14 protein-coding genes are annotated in these 17,580 nt (G+C 72.4%); 6 read left to right on the forward strand and 8 right to left on the reverse strand.

What is annotated here, in order from left to right; translation table 11 throughout:
* A partial coding sequence (locus tag ABT129_RS34660; protein ID WP_094743042.1) for an acyl-CoA dehydrogenase family protein occupies window positions 1-84 on the forward strand: 84 nt, incomplete at its 5' end.
* A 78-nt stretch (window positions 85-162) separates the two neighbouring features.
* On the opposite strand, the gene ABT129_RS34665 is transcribed toward ABT129_RS34660, so the two are convergent.
* On the reverse strand, window positions 163-1,431 hold the full coding sequence (locus ABT129_RS34665) for an LCP family protein (RefSeq protein ID WP_351909620.1): 1,269 nt from the start codon (window positions 1,429-1,431) through the stop codon (window positions 163-165).
* 130 nt (window positions 1,432-1,561) lie between these two features.
* Between ABT129_RS34665 and ABT129_RS34670 the strand changes: the two genes are divergently transcribed.
* Window positions 1,562-2,095, forward strand: coding sequence for an acyl-CoA thioesterase (locus tag ABT129_RS34670; RefSeq protein ID WP_351909622.1), 534 nt, complete (start codon window positions 1,562-1,564; stop codon window positions 2,093-2,095).
* Window positions 2,096-2,203: 108 nt separating this feature from the next.
* Here ABT129_RS34670 and ABT129_RS34675 read toward each other — a convergent pair whose 3' ends face one another.
* Window positions 2,204-3,673, reverse strand: a complete 1,470-nt coding sequence (locus ABT129_RS34675; protein ID WP_502982001.1) for an LCP family protein — start codon at window positions 3,671-3,673, stop codon at window positions 2,204-2,206.
* A gap of 126 nt (window positions 3,674-3,799) precedes the next feature.
* Here ABT129_RS34675 and ABT129_RS34680 point away from each other — a divergent pair, with 126 nt between their 5' ends.
* On the forward strand, window positions 3,800-4,840 hold the full coding sequence (locus ABT129_RS34680; protein ID WP_351909624.1) for a glycosyltransferase family 2 protein: 1,041 nt from the start codon (window positions 3,800-3,802) through the stop codon (window positions 4,838-4,840).
* 74 nt (window positions 4,841-4,914) lie between these two features.
* Here ABT129_RS34680 and ABT129_RS34685 read toward each other — a convergent pair whose 3' ends face one another.
* The 4 genes from ABT129_RS34685 to ABT129_RS34700 all read right to left on the reverse strand — a co-directional run bounded on the left by ABT129_RS34685 (window position 4,915) and on the right by ABT129_RS34700 (window position 10,844).
* Window positions 4,915-6,681 carry an LCP family protein gene (locus ABT129_RS34685; protein WP_502982002.1) on the reverse strand — a complete coding sequence of 589 codons (1,767 nt, stop codon included), beginning with the start codon at window positions 6,679-6,681 and terminating at the stop codon, window positions 4,915-4,917.
* Between the two features lie 50 nt (window positions 6,682-6,731).
* Window positions 6,732-8,456: an LCP family protein gene (locus tag ABT129_RS34690; RefSeq protein WP_351909626.1), complete on the reverse strand. Its 1,725-nt coding sequence runs from the start codon at window positions 8,454-8,456 to the stop codon at window positions 6,732-6,734.
* A 256-nt stretch (window positions 8,457-8,712) separates the two neighbouring features.
* Window positions 8,713-9,903 carry an LCP family protein gene (locus tag ABT129_RS34695; protein WP_351909628.1) on the reverse strand — a complete coding sequence of 397 codons (1,191 nt, stop codon included), beginning with the start codon at window positions 9,901-9,903 and terminating at the stop codon, window positions 8,713-8,715.
* A gap of 185 nt (window positions 9,904-10,088) precedes the next feature.
* A complete protein-coding gene (locus ABT129_RS34700) occupies window positions 10,089-10,844 on the reverse strand; it encodes a TIGR03089 family protein (RefSeq protein WP_351909630.1) in 756 nt (251 codons plus the stop codon).
* A gap of 137 nt (window positions 10,845-10,981) precedes the next feature.
* Here ABT129_RS34700 and ABT129_RS34705 point away from each other — a divergent pair, with 137 nt between their 5' ends.
* From ABT129_RS34705 to ABT129_RS34715, 3 genes are all read left to right on the forward strand, one after another.
* A complete protein-coding gene (locus tag ABT129_RS34705) occupies window positions 10,982-12,790 on the forward strand; it encodes an N-acetylmuramoyl-L-alanine amidase (protein WP_351909632.1) in 1,809 nt (602 codons plus the stop codon).
* A 104-nt stretch (window positions 12,791-12,894) separates the two neighbouring features.
* Window positions 12,895-13,977 (forward strand): mannose-1-phosphate guanylyltransferase, encoded by a 1,083-nt coding sequence (gene manB / locus ABT129_RS34710; RefSeq protein WP_351909634.1) that lies wholly within the window; start codon window positions 12,895-12,897, stop codon window positions 13,975-13,977.
* A 123-nt stretch (window positions 13,978-14,100) separates the two neighbouring features.
* Window positions 14,101-15,177 carry a DNA-3-methyladenine glycosylase family protein gene (locus ABT129_RS34715; RefSeq protein WP_351909636.1) on the forward strand — a complete coding sequence of 359 codons (1,077 nt, stop codon included), beginning with the start codon at window positions 14,101-14,103 and terminating at the stop codon, window positions 15,175-15,177.
* Between the two features lie 103 nt (window positions 15,178-15,280).
* Here the strand turns inward: ABT129_RS34715 and ABT129_RS34720 are convergent, their stop codons facing one another.
* A complete protein-coding gene (locus tag ABT129_RS34720; protein WP_351909668.1) occupies window positions 15,281-16,615 on the reverse strand; it encodes a coenzyme F420-0:L-glutamate ligase in 1,335 nt (444 codons plus the stop codon).
* Between the two features lie 2 nt (window positions 16,616-16,617).
* Window positions 16,618-17,571, reverse strand: a complete 954-nt coding sequence (gene cofD, locus ABT129_RS34725) for a 2-phospho-L-lactate transferase (protein WP_351909638.1) — start codon at window positions 17,569-17,571, stop codon at window positions 16,618-16,620.
* Window positions 17,572-17,580 lie beyond the last annotated feature (9 nt).

Raw genomic sequence — 17,580 nt, forward strand, 5'->3', positions numbered from 1 at the left:
ATGATGCGCGACGCCAAGATCACCCAGATCTACGAAGGCACCAACCAGGTCCAGCGCATCGTCATGGCCCGCAACCTCCCCTGACCACAGCCCCCTCGCGGTGACAGGAGAGAGGGCGCCCTCCCGACCGGGAAGGCGCCCTCTCGTCCGTACGCGCGGAGGTCAGCGGCTCGACTCGACGGTGACCTTCTCGTCGTTCTTGATCTGCTCGACCAGCTGCTTGACCTTCGGCATGTCCCACTTCAGGGAGCCCTGCGGCGCGCTGCCCGCGATCGGGATGTTCATCGATCTGCCGTCGCCGCCGCTGATGCCCTTCATGGCGAAGAACATCTTCCCGAGGTCGTACAGCGACATGTCCTTGTCCACGATCAGCGTGTCCAGACCGGCGCCCAGCGTCGGGTACAGCGCGAACGGGTTGAGGATCGTGCCCGGCGTCGCCGCCTGGTTGGCCAGGGCGGAGAGGAACTTCTGCTGGTTCTTCGTCCGCGCCAGGTCCGACTCGGCGAAGGCGTACCGGGTCCGGACGAAGGCCAACGCCTGCTCGCCGTTCAGGGTCTGTGTGCCGGCCTGGAAGTCGGCGCCGGACTTCTTGTCCTTGAAGCCCTTGTCGATCTTCAGCTCGACGCCGCCGAGCGCGTCCACGATGTTCGCGAAGCCGGCGAAGCCGATCTCCGCGTAGTGGTCGATGCGCAGCCCGGTGTTGAACTCCACGGTCCGCACGAGCAGCTCGGGGCCGTCCATCGCGTACGCCGCGTTCAGCTTGGAGCCGCCGCGGGCCGGGTACGACTTGCCCGACTCGGAGCCGACGAAGCTCGGGATCGTCACCCAGGAGTCACGGGGGAGCGAGACCATCGTGTTCCCGCTGGAGCAGGCCGCGAGGATCATCATCGAGTCGGTCCGCTTGCCCTCGGCGGAGCCCGTGTGCAGCTTCTTCTTCTCCTCGGCGGACATGCCCTCACGGCTGTCCGAGCCGACGATGAGATACGTCGTGCAGTCGCCCTCGGCCGGCCGCTCGATGACCTTGGAGAGGTCGACCTCGTTGCGCATCTGCGAGCTGGCCCAGGCGTACGTGCCGATGCCCCAGGCGAGGACGCCTACGACCAGCACGATCGAGCCGACCTTGATCCGCTTGCGCCAGTCCGGGGCGGGACGCCCGGGACCGCCGGAGCCGGGCCCCGGGGAGTACTGCGGCGGCACGGTGCCGTGCCCGCCGCCCTGCGGGGCACCGTAGACCTGGCCCGAGCTGTAGCCGGAGTCGTAACCCGACCCCTGCGCCTGCGTGAAGTTCGGGTTGTAGCCCTGGCCCTGTGCCTGGCGGGGCGGCTGCTGCGGAACCTGCGGGCGCTGCACATGGCTCATCCGGCGAGGACCCTCGGGCTGGGGGTTCGCGTTGCCACGGCCGTAGCCGCCGTCTTCGGGCCAGTCATTCATGCGGACCAGTGTGCCGGGCAGGGCTTTACGGGCGACAGGGCGGGTGGAACATCGGACCGGTGCTGTTGCCAAGCTGATGCAAAGCGGACCGAACGGCGACGGCGACAGGACCCGGCATATGGTGGAGGGCATGACAGATCAGGGCGATATCCCGGGCAAGCCCACCTCCGCCTCCCGCACCACCCTCAGCCACATCATGACCAGCCACGACACCAACCTCCTCGGTACGGTGCACGGCGGCGTGATCATGAAGCTGGTCGACGACGCGGCCGGCGCCGTCGCGGGCCGGCACTCGGGCGGCCCGGCGGTCACCGCCTCGATGGACGAGATGGTCTTCCTGGAGCCGGTCAGGGTCGGGGACCTGCTGCATGTGAAGGCCCAGGTCAACTGGACCGGCCGGTCCTCCATGGAGGTCGGCGTCCGGGTCATGGCGGAGCGCTGGAACGAGTCCACGCCCGCGACGCAGGTCGGCTCCGCCTACCTGGTTTTCGCGGCGGTCGACGCGGACGGCAAGCCGCGTCCGGTCCCGCAGGTCGTCCCGGAGACGGAGAAGGACAAGCGCCGCCACCAGGAGGCCCAGATCCGCCGCACCCACCGCCTGGCCCGCCGCCAGGCCATCAAGGAACTCCGCGAACGCCGGAAGGCCGAGGGCTACGAGGACTGACGGCCCCGGGGGACCCCGCCGGGGCCGTGGGCCGTGTCCGGTCGATCAGCCCCGGCCCCTGACGTCCGGTACCGCGCCCCTCCCTGCGCCCGGCCTGATCGACAGGCCCTAGGGGCACACCACCCGGTCCCCGGTCACCGCCTCGAACGGCCCCGCCCGTCCCGCGTCCTCGCCCCGGACCGCCGTGACGCCCCGGTAGTCCGCCCCCGCGATCACCCGCATCACCCCGCCCCGCTTCGCGACCGCCCGCAGCTCCGCCCCCGGCAGCGCCGCCGCGAGGGTCTTGGCCGAGCGGTCCCAGCGCGGGTCGTACTCCACGACCGTCCGCGCCTGCTCCTTCCCGGTCCCGGTCTTCGGCGCCCGGGTGGTGTCGAAGCCGGTCCCGCGCAGCGCGTCGTCGACCTTGCGGCCCAGCCCGTCGGTCCGGGTCCCGTTGTAGACCTGCACCCGCACCGTGCGCGGCGGCACGTCCACGACCACGGCCTTCGGCGCCTTCGCCGACGAGGCGGCGGCCCGCTGCGGCGCCAGCGGCCGGTCCTCCCGCAGCGCCTTGAACAGCTTCTGCGCCTTCGTCGCGTCCCACTTCACCGTCGACCCGATCCCCTTCACCGGGAAGCTCATGTCCCCGATGGGCACGGACACGAACTCCGACGACGCCGGCGTGAAGCCCCGCATCGCCTTCGAGAGGGCGAGCAGCTGATCCGTACCGAAGTCCTCGTCGGCCCGGACGGAGCTCAGCATCGTCGTCGCGACCTCACGGAACCGCACCGGGTTGAAGAGCACCCCGCCGCTCGTCATCCGCTCGATCAGCGCCGCGAGGAACCGCTGCTGCCGCTGCATCCGCCCGATGTCGGCGGCCCCGTCGATGTGCCGGGAACGGACGTACTGGAGGGCCTGGCCGCCGTCGAGCTCGTGGGTGCCGGCCGGCAGGTCGAGCCCGGTGTACGTGTCCTTCACGGGCCGGGTCGTACAGATCTGCACCCCGCCGACCGCGTCGACGGTCCGCATGAAGCTGGTGAAGTCGACCTCCAGATAGTGGTCGATCTTGACGCCGGTCATCGACTCGACGGTGCGCACGGTCAGCGAGGGCCCGCCCTCGGCGTACGCCGCGTTCAGCTTCACCGGGTGCGCCTGGTGCCGCTTGCCGCTGACGAGGTCGGTGTGCTCGGGCATCTCGGCGTACGAGTCCCGGGGCAGGCTCACCACGCTCGCCCGCTCCCGGTCCTCCGAGATGTGGACGAGCATCACCGTGTCGGTGCAGTGGCAGGGCGCGCCGCCCAGCCGGTACCGGGCCTTCTCCTCGGGGGTGATCCGGTCCCGGCCGTCGGTGCCGACGACGAGGACGTTCATGCCGTTGCCGCCCTGCGGCCGGTTCTTCATGTCCTTGAAGGGGTCGACGCGGGTGATGCCGGTGTCGAGGCCGGTCACCACGGCGTGCCCGATCCCGCCCGCCGCGAGGACGGTCACGGAGAGCGCCGTCGCCATCCGCATCCCCCACCGGGGGCGCCTGCGCCGCCGGCGGACCGGCGCGGCTCGGGCGACGGGCCGGGGACGGGGCGTGCGGGGCGGTGTGGGCACGGACGGACACCTCCGCGGGTGTGACAAGGGGAACCGTGAGCACGGTAGGCCCATACGATCAGCGCAAGGGTGCGCCACCCGTGCGGCGCGCACCGCTGTCCCCCATTCGCGGTAACGTGGCGGGCAATGAACGCCACGCCCCCCGTCTCCGTGATCATGCCGGTCCTCAACGAGGAGCGGTATCTGCGCACCTCGGTTCGTCACATCCTGGAGCAGGAGTACGACGGCGAGATGGAGGTGGTGATCGCGCTCGGCCCGTCCACGGACCGCACCGACGAGATCGCCGCCGAGCTCGTCCGTGAGACCGCTTCCTCTCCGCGCGCTCGCGTCAAGACCGTGCCGAACCCCACGGGCCGCACGCCCGCCGCCCTCAACGCGGCGATCAAGGCCTCACGCCACCCGATCGTGGTGCGCGTCGACGGCCACGGCATGCTCTCCCCGAACTACATCGCCACCGCCGTCCGGCTCCTGGAGGAGACCGGCGCGCAGAACGTCGGCGGTGTCATGCACGCCGAGGGCGAGAACGCCTGGGAGGACGCGGTCGCCGCCGCGATGACCTCGAAGATCGGCGTCGGCAACGCGGCCTTCCACACGGGCGGCGAGGCGGGCCCGGCCGAGACCGTGTACCTGGGTGTCTTCCGGCGCGAGGCGCTGGAGCAGCAGGACGGCTACAACGTGGAGTTCATCCGCGCCCAGGACTGGGAGCTGAACTTCCGCATCCGCGAGGCCGGCGGCCGGATCTGGTTCTCGCCGGAGCTGCGCGTCCAGTACCGCCCGCGGCCCAGCGTCCGGGCGCTCGCCAAGCAGTACAAGGACTACGGCCGTTGGCGCCACGTGGTGGCCCGCTACCACCCCGGCTCCATCAACCTCCGCTACCTGGCCCCGCCGACCGCCGTCTGCGCCATCGCCGCCGGGGTGGTCGTGGGCGCGGTCCTCACCCCGCTCGGCTTCGTGATCCCGGCCGGCTACCTCGCCGCGATCGCGGCCGGCTCGGTCCCGGCGGGCAAGGGCCTGCCGCTCAAGGCCCGCCTCCAGATCCCGGTGGCCCTGGCGACGATGCACATGTCGTGGGGGTACGGCTTCCTCACCAGCCCCCGCTCCCTGGCGAAGAAGGTCATCGCGAGCCGTCGCCCGGCCGTGCGGGCGGGCGAGTCCGAGACCGTCTGACACCTCCCGTACGAGAACGGCGGCCGGGTCCCTTTCGGGGCCCGGCCGCCGTTCTCGTGGGCGGGGGAGGGGGGTCAGCTCTTCCCGTCCCACTTGTAGACGGAGTAGACGTCCATGCAGGTCGCCTTGTCGTCGGCGCCCTCGGGCAGATCGCCCGCGATCGTCGTCGGCCTCTTGTAGACGGTGCCCTCGCGCCAGTCCGCGCCGACGACGAGGGTGATGTTCTCCGCTTTGGCGTCGGCCCGGACGGCCGATTCGGGCAGGCCGAGCGACTTCGCCACGGACTGGGCGTTCGCCTTGCCCTGGTCGCCGTCCGCCTTGGGGTAGGACACGATGGTGTCCTTGCGGCCGCCGCCCTCCTTGGAGGAACCGGCCTGGGTGAAGCCCTTGCCCTTGAGGGTCTCGGCCATCGTTCCCGCACGGCCCTCGACGGGCGACTCGCCGCCGCCGTCGGTTCCGTTGACCACCGTCACGGCGAAGGAACCGGGTGCCTCGGCGGGCGTCTTCGGCTTCGAGGAGGGCTTCGGCTTGGTGCCGGCCTTGTCGCCGTTCTTGTCGAAGGCCACGTCGTCCCGGAGCATCGACCACATCTTGTCGGCGGCCGACGGGACCAGCTGCAGCCAGGCCTTGGGGTTCGGCGCGTACGGGCTGGTCGGCACCGTGGCCGTGGTGAGGCGGTCGAGCTTGACGTTCTTGAGCTGCATCGACAGGTCGAAGAGCTTCGACACCGACTTCAGCTCGTCCGAGACCTGGAGGGCGTTCGTGGCGGTCTCGGCCAGACCCATCAGGCGCCCGGTGTCGGTCCAGGCGTTCTGGCCCTGGAGCTTCTTCATCATCCCGTTCATGTACATGTGCTGGGCCTTGGCGCGGTTCTGGTCGCTGCCGAACGCGTGCCGGGTGCGCAGCCACTGGAGGGCCTGCTCGCCCTGGACGTCGGTGTAGCCCTGCTTCAGCTTCAGGCCGGAGCCGCCCTTCACGATCCCGTTCGACTTGTCCCACACACCGGTCTTGACGCAGACCGGGACACCGCCGACCTCGTCGGCCATCGCCACGACACCGGCGAAGTCGACCATCAGCCAGTGGTCGATGTAGGTGCCGGTGAGGGTCTCCCAGGTGGTGAGGGTGCAGCCGGGGCCGCCGCGCTGGAGGCTCTCGTTGATCGGACGGTTGGCCGTGGCCGCGTACGACGTGCCGTCCTTGTCCTTGCAGGCGGGGATGGGGACGACCGTGTCGCGCGGGATGGAGATGATCGAGGCGTTCTCGCGGTCCGCCGAGACGTGCAGCAGCATCTGTACGTCGGCGAGCGGCTTGCGGTCCTTGTCGTTCCGGCCGCCGCCCAGGGCGATGTTCTTCTCGTCCGCCCGGCTGTCGGAGCCGATCAGCAGGATGTTCAGCGGGGTGTCGCCCAGCGCGTTCGGCGGGGCCTTCTTCACGCCGCTCTCGCCGCCCGCGCGCCCGCCGCTGCGGATGTTGCCGTTGAGGTGCTCGTAGTACAGGTATCCGGCGCCGGCCGTCCCGAGTATCAGGACCGACATCGTGATCGCGACCCAGCGGAGCACCTTGCGCTTGCCCGCCTTCTTGGCGCGCCGGCGCGAGCCGCCCCGGCGGTGCCCGGACGGCCCGTCGGCGGCGCCGTCACCGCCGCCGCCCCCGCCGTTCCCGGCGCCGCGCCGGCGCTCGGCGCGGGTCGTGCCCTCGGCGGCCGCCGTCCCCTCGGGAGCGTCGTCCGCCGCGGCGCCGGGCGCCTCACCGGCCTCGTACAGGTCGTCGTCCCAGCCCAGTTGACGGGCGCGCGGAACGCTTTCCCGCGTTCCCTCCCCACGCACGCTGTTCTGTCCCACCCCAGGTCCCCTCGTCAGTCAGGAGCGTGCCAAGTCCCGGTGTCTCCGGGTTACTTGGCGCACACCTGCTTGTCAGCTTCTACCTTCTCGACGTCCGGCGCCTTCGCCGGACCGGTGATGGGCACCCCCGCGCCCTTGAAGTCGGCGCCGAGGACGAGCGTCATGGGCTCGCGTTCCCCGGCGTCCTGCGTGCCCGGCTTGAGGGCCGTGGCGGCCAGACCCATCATGTCCGCGAGCTTGCGGGCCTGATCGGCCTGGTTCGGTGCGTAGGTGAGCGTCGTCCTCGCCGCCTTCTCGGGGGCGTTGCTCTTGTTGGTGGAGCGGCTGACGCCCTGGTCGTTCTGCAGCCAGACGATGGTCGACTGGGCAGCGCCCGTGATGCCGCTGCCGTTGAACACGTCGACGCGCACGTCGGCGGCCTCGGCGCGGGCACCCTGGAGGAGCTTGGCCTGGGCCTGCGCCTGGGCGTTCTTGGCGTCCTGCGTTTTCTTCTTCACCGCGGTGAGCGAGGTGTCGGCCTGCAGCGCGGCGAAGAGCTGCGGTGCCTGCGTCGGGTGCGGCACCACGGTGATCGGCTTCGGCTCGTCCGGGTTGTCGATGACCGGGAGGGTCGCGAACGAGATGTTCTTCGTGTCGATCCCGGACAGCTCCTTGGCCAGGTCCTGGAGCTTGGAGAGGGACCCTATGCCCTTGTCGACGGTGAGCGCGTTCGTCGCCGCCTTCGCGAGGTCGAGCAGCTTCGTCGGGCTGGTGAGCGTCTCGTCCGACTTCATCTCCCGGATCATGGAGCTCAGGAACTGCTGCTGGATCTTGATCCGGTCGAGGTCGCTCTTGTTGCCGAAGCTGGAGCGGGTACGGACGAAGGCGAGCGCCTGCTCCCCCGCGATGGTCGACTCGCCGGCGGGCAGCTTCAGGTGCGACTTGCGGTCGTTCACCGGCTTCTCGACGCAGACCTTCACGCCGCCGACGGCCGTGGTCAGCTCCTTGACGGCGTTGAAGTCGACCATCATGAAGTGGTCGACGGTCAGACCGGTCAGTTCCTTGACCGTGCGCATGGTGCAGCCGGCGTCGCGGCCGTCCTGGCCGAGGCTCACGTTGAAACGGGCCTTCTGCTGCCCGGGGATGGTCAGGAGCGAGCCGCCGGGCTGCTTCGTCTGGCACTCGGGGATCGTCGTCACCAGGTCGCGCGGGATGGAGACCGCCGTGGCGTTCGTCCGGTCCGCGGAGACGTGGAAGAGGATCGTGGTGTCCGCGTGGCCGGGGCTGTTCTTGTCGCCGTAGCCGCCGTTGCCCTCACCGGTCCGCTTGTCGGTGCCGATGATCAGGATGTTGAAGGCCTCGCCCTTGCGGAAGCCCTTGCTCTCGACGCCGGCGACGTCGACGACGTCGATGTTGCCGTCGAGCTCCTTGTAGAGCATGTACGCGCCGGCCGCGCCGCCGACGAGGACGAACGCCATCGTGCCGCCGGTCCACAGCAGGACCTTCTTCTTGCGCGAGGCGCCCTGCTTGCGCTTGCGGCGGCTCGCGGGCGGCTGCTGCCCGTCGCCGCCCGCCTCGGTGACCCGCCGGCGCCGCTGGCCGGGGACGGGTGCCTCGACGGGGGTGTCGGCGGGCGCGGGTGCGGGAACGGTGGCTCTACGGGGTGCGGACGCCCTCTGCGGTGACTGCCCAGCGGAGTGGTCCAGTCGCAGTTCGTAGTTGCCCGTCTGCGGGTTGAGCACCCACTGGTCGGCGGGGTCGATCTCGTCCGCCCGTCCACGGCTGTGCGCGTCCACGGTTACTCGAGTCCTCCGTCGGTGCCACGCGAGGCGCCTCCCCCACAGGGCGCCGCTCTCTCGGTCGTTCGATCCTTGGTGAGTGCGACCACACGGTCGGGGTGCACCGGATCGCGTCACAGTATCCGCCCAGTTCAGCGTGGGGCGACGTGCGTGACAAATTCCACGCCCCTTACAACCGGGCAATTTGCTCAAACCTCATCGCTCTCAGCCCTCCCCTTGGTGTGCCCTTTACTCGCCGTCCCCACGGCCCTTTTCAGGAGCACACCCCTTCCGCGGCGTTCCGCCCCGTGAAGGTCGGGGTCACGGAGGGTGCCGGGGTGTCCGCGTCGTCGGGCTTCCCGTCCGCCCCCGACTCCTTCTCCTCGTCCGGCGCGACCACGACGGGCCGGTCCTCCCGTAGCTGCTTGAAGAGTTGACTCGCCGCCGGCTGTACCAGTTCGTCCCGGTTCGGGTCGTATCGGTACGAGCGGCGCGGCACCGTGAGGAATTGCACCTTCTCCGTCGGGACGGCCCGCAACGAGCGCGCCAGGTCGTACAGGTCCCGCAGCGAGTCGAGCCCCGGGTCGGTCGTGATCGCCTTGGTCGCCGCGTCCAGGACCGGATAGAGCTTGGTCGGGTTCAGCAACACCCCGTCGCTCTGGACCTTGTTGACGAGGGCGCCGAGGAACTGCTGCTGGCGGTCCATGCGGTCCGTGTCGCTGCCGTTGCCGATCGACTTCCGGGCCCGTACGAAACCGAGGGCCTGCTCCCCGTGGAGCGTCTGGCGCCCCGCGGGCAGCTTCAGCTTCGCGTCGGGGTCGTTCACCGGCTCCTTGAGGCAGACCTCCACGCCGTCGACCGCGTCCACCATCTTCTTGAAGCCCCGGAAGTCGATCACCATGTGGTGGTCCACCCGGATCCCGGTCAGCTTCTCGACGGTACGGATCGTGCACGCCGTGCCGCCGAACTCGAAGGCCCAGTTGAACTGCGCGAACTGCTCGCGGGTGCGGGTCCCGTCCGGCTTGCGGCAGCTCGGGATCGTCACCATCAGGTCGCGGGGGACGGAGACGGCGGTCGCGCTCTTCTTCCCCGCCGACAGGTGCAGCAGGATCGTCGTGTCCGAGCGCTGGGTGCCCTTGTCCCTGCCGTACTTGCGGTTCCCCGCGCCGGCCCGGGTGTCGGAGCCGATGAGCAGGATGTTCCGGGCGGCCGAGACGACCGCCGCCGGACGCTCCTTCTCGTACTCCTGGAGTTCCGCGGCGGCGGTGGTGTCCGTCGTGATGTTGCCGTCCAGCTTGCGGTAGAACCACCAGCCGACCCCGGCCGCGACCAGCACCGCGATCGAGACGCCGAGCGCCGTCCACCGCAGCCAGTGGCGTCGGCGCGGCCCCTCCGGAGCCCCGGGAGCCGCGCCCTCCGTTGCCGGGGGATCCGGTTCGGCGGGCGTGCCCGCACGGTCCGTCACGTCTGAGTCCGTCCTTCATGGCGTCGGCGGCACGCCGGGCGGCCGCCGGTCGTAGAAGGAGACGGCCGAACCCGACACATGGTTGTGCGGAAGGAGTCGACTCCCCCCGGCCGATCATGTACCGGCGGGGGCGTGCGAGCCCGGGGACTCGGCGCGGTGCTGGGCCGAACGGGTGCCCGAGCGGTTCAGACGGCGGCGGTGACCGTCACCCGTTCGCTCTCCACCCGCTTCGCGAGGGACTCGGCGGACAGCTGGTCCAGGTTCCGGCAGAGCACCACGGAGCCGCCGGCCGCCAGGGGCGCGTACAGACCCGCGGAGAGCCCCTGCCACCCCTCGTAACCGAGCCCGGAGAGCAGCCGGGCGCCGGGCGCGAGGCCGAGGGCCGCCGCGTCGGCACGGGCCTCCGCCACGAGCTGCGCGCCACTGCGCTCCGTACCGCCGACGGCGAGCGCCGGCGCCTCCGGGTCGACCGGTACGAACGGGGCGAACCGGTCGCCCTGGCTCGGCACCTCGACCGCGTAGTCCGCGTATCCGGCGGGCACCGCCGCGAACCGGCGGCCCAGCGGGGCGAGGGAGAGCGCGATCCGCTCCCCGGAACAGGCGAGCCCCGCCTCCAGCGTGTCCGGCCCCGCGACCACGACGTCGGCGTCCGCGGGGTCGCCACCGACCTCCGCGGTCACCCCGACGGAAGAACAGGCGAGCAGCCAGACCGCGGTCTGCCAGTGCGCGGGCAGCAGCAGCGCGAGCCGGTCGCCGGGCGCGGCGGACAACTCGCCCTGGAGCAGGTTCGCCGTCTTGGCCACCCAATTGGCGAAGGTGGCGACGGACAATTCCACCCGCTCACCGGTGGCGTCGTCGTAGAAGGTGACCAAGGGGCGGGCGGGGTCCGCGGCGAGCGCGGATCGCAGCAGGTCGGCGGGGGTGCGGTCGCTGGCGTTCACGCCGGACAGCGTACGCGGGCGCCCGCACGGGGGTCCGCCGTACCGGTGAAGCCGTCCACCGGTCGGACCGACACGACGTCAGTTTCCGGGCCGGTTCCCGACGCGCGGAACGGTCACCGGCTACGCACGATCGGCCTATGCGTGCCTCACTCGCCTCCTCGATCGCCGTTACCTGTGCGGCGGTCCTCGCCCTGCCGGTCTCCCTCGTCGCACCCGCGGCGGCGGAGGTGCCCTCGGCGCTCGGACTGCCACCGGCGGCCACCGCACAGCCACCCGCGCCCGAACTGCCGGGCGCCACCCAGTCCCTGCCACTGGAACCACTGAGCGCCGCCGACCGCTCGTGGGGCGGGACGGACGACTCCGCCGCGCAGGGCCTCGCCCGGCGCGACGTCAGGCCCTTCTCGCTCGTCGGCGTCGTCTGGGACGACCCGACGGCCGTCCTCCACGGCACCGTGCAGGTCCGCACCCGGGCCGCCGACGGCGGTGCCTGGTCGGAGTGGCAGGACATCGAGACCCACAACGAGGAACACGGCGCCGACCCGGACACCGCGGAGGGCTCGGGACGGGCGCTCAAGGGCTCCACCGCCCCGCTGTGGGTGGGTGACTCGGACGGCGTGGAGATCCGGGTACGGGGGGAGGAGACGCTCCCCGAAGGCCTGCGCCTAGAACTCGTCGACCCGGGCGAGGCGCCGCCGACCCCGGACGGGGCGCTGGAGACGGCGCCGGAGACGACTCCGGGGGAGACCCCGGAGTCGGCCCCGGACGGGTCTGTAGAAACGGCCCCGGAATCGGCCCCCGACGGGTCTGCCGAAACGGCCCCGGAATCGGCCCCCGACGGGTCTGCCGAAACGGCCCCGGAGACGTCCCCCGAGGCCGTTCCGGACACGGCCCCTGAGGCGGTCCCCGAGACGTCCCCGGACGGATCTGCCGAGTCGCTCCCCGACGAAGCCCCGGAAACGGACCCCGACGCCGTTCTGGAGCCGGTGTCCCGGCGTACGCCCCTGGAAGGGGCGACCCGACCCGAGAGCCCGGGTGCGGCCCCCGCCGCCCTGACGCGCGCGGCAGCGTCCCCGCCCGCCCCGGGCGCCTCCCTCGTCCCCACCGGCTCGTTCGGACCGTTCGGCTCGTTCGGGGCCCTCGGCCTCCTCGGCCTGAGCGCGGCGGAGGCGGCGGCCGGCGGCGTCAACGCCCAGCTCGCCCCGTACGGAGCGGCCTGGATCCCGGCGCTGTCGAAGGCGGCGACGGAGCTCACGCTCCCGTACCTGCCGAGGACGCAGGAGGCGCAGCCCCCGGCGGCGGCCCAGGCCGCCCCGGCGGCACCCGCAGCCGCGAAGCCGTACATCGGCCCCCAGCCGAAGATCATCACCCGTAAGGGCTGGGGAGCGGACGAGTCGATCCGGGAGAAGGGCTTCGTCTACACCAAGAGCATCAAGGCCGCCTTCGTGCACCACAGCGTGACCGGAAACAACTACACCTGCGCCCAGGCCCCCTCCGTCCTCCGCAGTATCTACCGCTACCACGTCAAGAGCAGTGGATGGCGGGACTTCGGCTACAACTTCGCCGTCGACAAGTGCGGAAACATCTACGAAGGCCGGGCGGGGGGCGTGGCCAAGCCCGTCCTCGGCGCGCACACCCTCGGGTTCAACACCAACAGCATGGGCATCGCCGTCCTCGGCACGTTCACCAAGAACGACCCGCCGGCCGCCGCGGTGACCGCCGTCGCCAAGCTGACGGCCTGGAAACTCGGGCTCCACGGGGTGAACCCGAAGGGAACGGCGACCCTCGTCTCCGGTGGCGGAAACCTGTACGCGAAGGGCAAGAACGTCAGGTTCAACGCCATCGCCGGACACCGCGACGGATTCGCGACGGAGTGCCCCGGAGCACGGCTGTACGGGAAGCTCGGAACGGCCCGTACGAGCTCGGCGAAGTACCAGGGAAGGAGCTGATGGGGTCATCGGGGCAACCATCGGCCTAAACTGACCGGTCATATCGCACGGACGGCCGAGACGGGCGTGCTGACGGGCCCCGAACAGGAAGCAGAGACGACAAGGTGACAGAAGCGATCCTCCTGGTCGGTGGCAAGGGAACAAGGCTGCGACCCCTCACGGTCAACACGCCCAAGCCCATGGTCCCGGCGGCGGGCGTCCCCTTCCTGACGCATCAGCTGGCCCGCGCCCGCGCCGCCGGCGTCGAGCACATCGTGCTCGCCACCTCCTACCTGGCCGAGGTCTTCGAGCCGCACTTCGGTGACGGCTCGGCGCTCGGCCTGAGCCTGGAGTACGTGACCGAGGAGGAGCCGCTGGGCACCGGCGGCGCGATACGCAACGTGGCCTCGCGGCTGCACTCGGGGCCCGACGACCCGGTCCTCATCTTCAACGGGGACATACTCACGGGCCTCGACATCCAGGCCCTCGTCGCCACCCACTCCTCCTCGGGCGCGGACGTCTCGCTCCACCTCACCCGGGTCGAGGACCCGCGCGCCTTCGGTCTGGTCCCCACGGACGCCACCGGCCGCGTCACGGCCTTCCTGGAGAAGCCGCAGACACCCGAGGAGATCGTCACCGACCAGATCAACGCCGGGGCGTACGTGTTCCGGCGCTCGGTCATCGACACGATCCCGGCCGGCCGCCCGGTCTCGGTCGAGCGGGAGACGTTCCCGGAGCTCCTCGCCTCCGGCGCCCACCTCCAGGGCATGGTCGACTCCACCTACTGGCTGGATCTCGGCACCCCGCAGGCCTTCGTCCGCGGCTCCGCCGACCTGGTCCTCGGCCGCGCGCCGTCCCCGGCCGTACCGGGCCGCTGCGGCGACCGCCTGGTGCTGCCCTCGGCGCGCGTCGCCCCGGACGCCAAGCTGACCGGCGGCACGGTCGTCGGCGCGGACGCGGTGGTCGGCGAGGGCGCCCGCATCTCGGGCTCCACGCTCCTGGCGGGCGCGGTCGTCGAACCGGGCGCGGTGATCACCGACTCCCTGATCGGGGCGGGCGCCCGCATCGGCGCCCGTACGGTCCTCAGCGGCGCGGTCATCGGCGACGGCGCGCAGGTGGGCGCGGACAACGAACTGCGGGACGGCATCAGAATCTGGTGCGAGGCGACCCTCCCCGCGGGCACGGTCCGCTTCTCCTCGGACCAGTAGCCCCACCGGCGGGCGGCCCCCTCGCGGTCCCGCCCGCCACCCGGCCGAGGGCGCCGGCCGCTCCCCGGAACGCCCACCCCGAGGCCCCGCACCCCCGCCCGCGCCCCGGCTACGCTCGTAGCCATGGCCGGCCGCTTCACACCCCCCACGAACCCCACCCGCACCACAGTCCGCGGCGGCCACACCGCTGTCCCCCGCCGGGAGAGCCCCCCGGACCCGTCAGCGGACCCGGCGACGCACCCGGCAGCGGACCAGGCAGCAGGCCCGCCCCCGGCAGCGGACCGGTCGACGTACCCGGCAGCGGACCAGGAGGCCCTCGACCCCACCGTCGACCTGGGCCTCACCCTCGGCCCCCTCCGCCGCGGCCCCGCCGACCCCACCTTCCGCGTCACCCCGGACGGCTCCGTCTGGCGGGCCAGCCGTACCCCCGACGGCCCCGGCACCCTCCGCGTCGCCGTCCGCGACGGCCGGGTCGCGGCCGAGGCCTGGGGCGCGGGCGCGACCTGGCTCCTGGACCGCCTCCCGGCGCTGCTCGGCGCCGAGGACGACCCGGCCGCCTTCGTCCCCCGCCACAAACTGGTCCTCGCGACCCACCGCCGCCGCCCGGGGCTGCGTCTGACCCGTACGGGCCTGGTCCTGGAGTCGCTGATCCCGTCGGTCCTGGAGCAGAAGGTGACGGCGGACGAGGCCTACCGGTCCTGGCGGCTGCTCGTACGGAAGTACGGCGAGCCCGCGCCGGGCCCGGCCCCCGAGGGCATGCACGTGATGCCGGAGGCGCGGACGTGGAAGCGGATCCCGTCCTGGGAGTGGCACCTCGCGAACGTCGACGGCAAGCGCTCGGCCACGATCGTCCGCGCGGCCGGGGTCGCGGCCCGTCTGGAGGAGGCCGCGCACATGGATCCGGCGTCGGCCCGGCGGCGGCTGGAGCTGGTCCCGGGCATCGGCCCGTGGACGAGCGCCGAGACGGTCCAGCGCAGCAACGGCGCCCCCGACGAGGTCACGACCGGCGACCTCCATCTGCCCGGCATCGTCGGCTGGGCCCTGGCGGGGGACCGCACGACCGACGACGAGGCGATGCTGGAGCTCCTGGCCCCCTACGCGGGCCAGCGCCACCGCGCGGCCCGCCTGATCCTCCTCAGCGGCCGCGTACCCCCGCGCCGGGCGCCCCGGATGACCCCGGGCGACATCACGGCGCTCTAGGGCCTGTCGAGCCCGGTCCGGCGGCCCACGGCCCGACGCCGTCCGGCCCACGGCCCGCCCGCCCGGAGGCGCACGGCCCGCAGCCCGTAAGCCCATGCCCCCCTCAGCGCACCTCGACGAACTCCGAGGCCAACCGCGCCGCCCGCTCCTTCGGCGCCCCCGCCGGATGTCCGATGGCGACCGCGCCCAGCGGGTCCCACCCGGCCGGCAGGTCGAGGACCTCCCGCACGACGTCCCGGCAGAACATCGTCGAGGACACCCACGCCGAGCCCAGCCGCTCACCGGCGAGGGCCACCAGGAAATTCTGGACGCCCGCGCCCGCCGCCACCACGAACATCTCGCGCTCCGCCGCGTCCCGGCGCGGGTCGCCGTAGTGGTGGGCGCCGTCCATGACGAGGCAGGGCACCGCGAGGTAGGGCGCGTGACGCAGGACGTCCCCGCGCCGGACCCGCTTGGCGATGGACTCCTCGGACTTGCCGTCCCGCCGCAGGTCCGCGATCCAGGCCTCCCGCATCGCGTCGAGCAGCCGCACCCGCGAGGGGGCCGACTCCAGGAGCACGAACCGCCACGGCGTGGTGTGGTGCGGGGCCGGCGCCGTCACGGCCGCGGCGACCGCGCGCCGTACCGCCCCCGGGTCGACCGGGTCGGAGGTGAACTCCCGTACGGTCCGCCGCAGCGTCACCGCCTCCCGTACGGCCTCCGACGTGCCGAGCCGGAACATGTCGTCGGCGGCGCCGCGCACCAGCGCCCGCGCCCCCGGCTCCTCGTCCCCGGCCACCACGTGCGGCAGGCCCCGGACGACGGCGACGGGGAGCCCCGCCGCCTTGCCCTTGACCAGGTCGCCCGCGGCGGCGAGTTCGTCGGCGGTGGCGACCACGGTCGCGCTCAGCGGATTGCCGAACGCGTCGGTCCCGCCGCGCAGGTCGTCCAGGACCCGCACCCCCGCCGCCCCGATCGCCACGTCGGTGAGCCCGCTGCGCCACGGCCGCCCGAAGGTGTCCGTGACGACGACGCCCACGTCGACGCCGAGCGCCTCGCGCAGCCCCGAACGGATCCGCCGGGCCGAGGCGTCGGGGTCCTCGGGCAGCAACAGCACGGTCCCGGCGGGGGTGTTGGACGCGTCGACCCCGGCGGCGGCCATCACGAGCCCCTGCCGGTTCTCGACGATCCGCAGGGCACCGCGCCGCGCCACCACCCGTACCGTCTCGGCGTCGATGGCCTCCTCACGGTCGTCGGCGGCGATCACCCGCCCCTCGGCCTTGCTCACGATCTTGGAGGTGACGAGGAGGACGTCCCCGTCGACGAGATCGGGTGAAACGGAGGCGACGAGCTTCGCCAGGTCGTCCCCGGCGGTCACCTCGGGAAGCCCGGGCAGCGCCCAGACCCGGTACGAGGGACTCCCGGCGTCCTCCGGCGCCGCCGGACCCACGGACGCCACGCTCACCGCAGCTCCTCCGCGAGCGCCAGGGCCTCCCGCGCCATCGCGGCCGTCGCCTCGACGTCGGTCATCATCAGCGGGACCGCCCGGCAGCGGATGCCCGCCGCCTCGACGTCCGCGACCGCGCCCGCGTCGACGGTGTCGACGAGCCAGCCGTCGACGAGTTCGGAGCCGTAGTTCCGGGCGACCGCCGCCGCCGTGGACTCCACGCCCACGGCCGCGAGCACCTTGTCGGCCATGCCGCGCACGGGCGCGTCCCCGACGATGGGGGAGAGGCCCACGACGGGCACCTCGGCCGCGACGATCGCGTCACGGATGCCGGGCACGGCCAGGATCGTCCCGACGCTCACGACGGGGTTGGACGGCGGGAAGAGGATGACGTCCGCCTCGGCGATGGCCTCCAGGACGCCCGGCGCGGGCTTCGCGGCCTCCGCCCCGACCGGCACGATCGCCTTCGCGTCCACGGAGGCGCGCAGCTTCACCCAGTACTCCTGGAAGTGGACCGCGCGCTGCTCGCCGTCGACCTCGATCGCCACATGGGTCTCGACGCGGTCGTCGGACATGGGGAGGAGTCGCACGCCCGGCCGCCAGCGGTCGCAGAGCGCCTCGGTGACGGCGCTCAGCGGGTACCCCGCGCCGAGCATCTGCGTACGGACGATGTGGGTCGCGAAGTCCCGGTCGCCGAGGCCGAACCACTCGGGCCCCACGCCGTACGCCGCGAGCTCCTCCTTGACGGTGAAGGACTCGTCGCGGCGGCCCCAGCCCTGTTCCTCGTTGATGCCACCGCCGAGGGTGTACATCACCGTGTCCAGGTCGGGACAGACCTTCAGCCCGAAGAGATGGATGTCGTCACCGGTGTTGCCGATGACCGTGATCTCCGCGTCAGGCGCGGCCTGCTTGAGGCCGCGAAGGAAACGGGCACCACCGATGCCGCCGGCCAGAACCACAATGCGCATGCACAGCAG

This window comes from Streptomyces sp. NPDC002057, from assembly GCF_040296665.1.
GTDB lineage: Bacteria > Actinomycetota > Actinomycetes > Streptomycetales > Streptomycetaceae > Streptomyces.

What these genes read in the sequence shown, in the direction of transcription:
- ABT129_RS34665 (WP_351909620.1), bottom strand. Translation starts at nt 1,431, where the DNA reads ATGAATGACTGGCCCGAAGACGGCGGCTACGGCCGTGGCAACGCGAAC.
- ABT129_RS34670 (WP_351909622.1), top strand. Translation starts at nt 1,562, where the DNA reads ATGACAGATCAGGGCGATATCCCGGGCAAGCCCACCTCCGCCTCCCGC.
- ABT129_RS34680 (WP_351909624.1), top strand. Translation starts at nt 3,800, where the DNA reads ATGAACGCCACGCCCCCCGTCTCCGTGATCATGCCGGTCCTCAACGAG.
- ABT129_RS34705 (WP_351909632.1), top strand. Translation starts at nt 10,982, where the DNA reads ATGCGTGCCTCACTCGCCTCCTCGATCGCCGTTACCTGTGCGGCGGTC.
- ABT129_RS34715 (WP_351909636.1), top strand. Translation starts at nt 14,101, where the DNA reads ATGGCCGGCCGCTTCACACCCCCCACGAACCCCACCCGCACCACAGTC.
- cofD (WP_351909638.1), bottom strand. Translation starts at nt 17,571, where the DNA reads ATGCGCATTGTGGTTCTGGCCGGCGGCATCGGTGGTGCCCGTTTCCTT.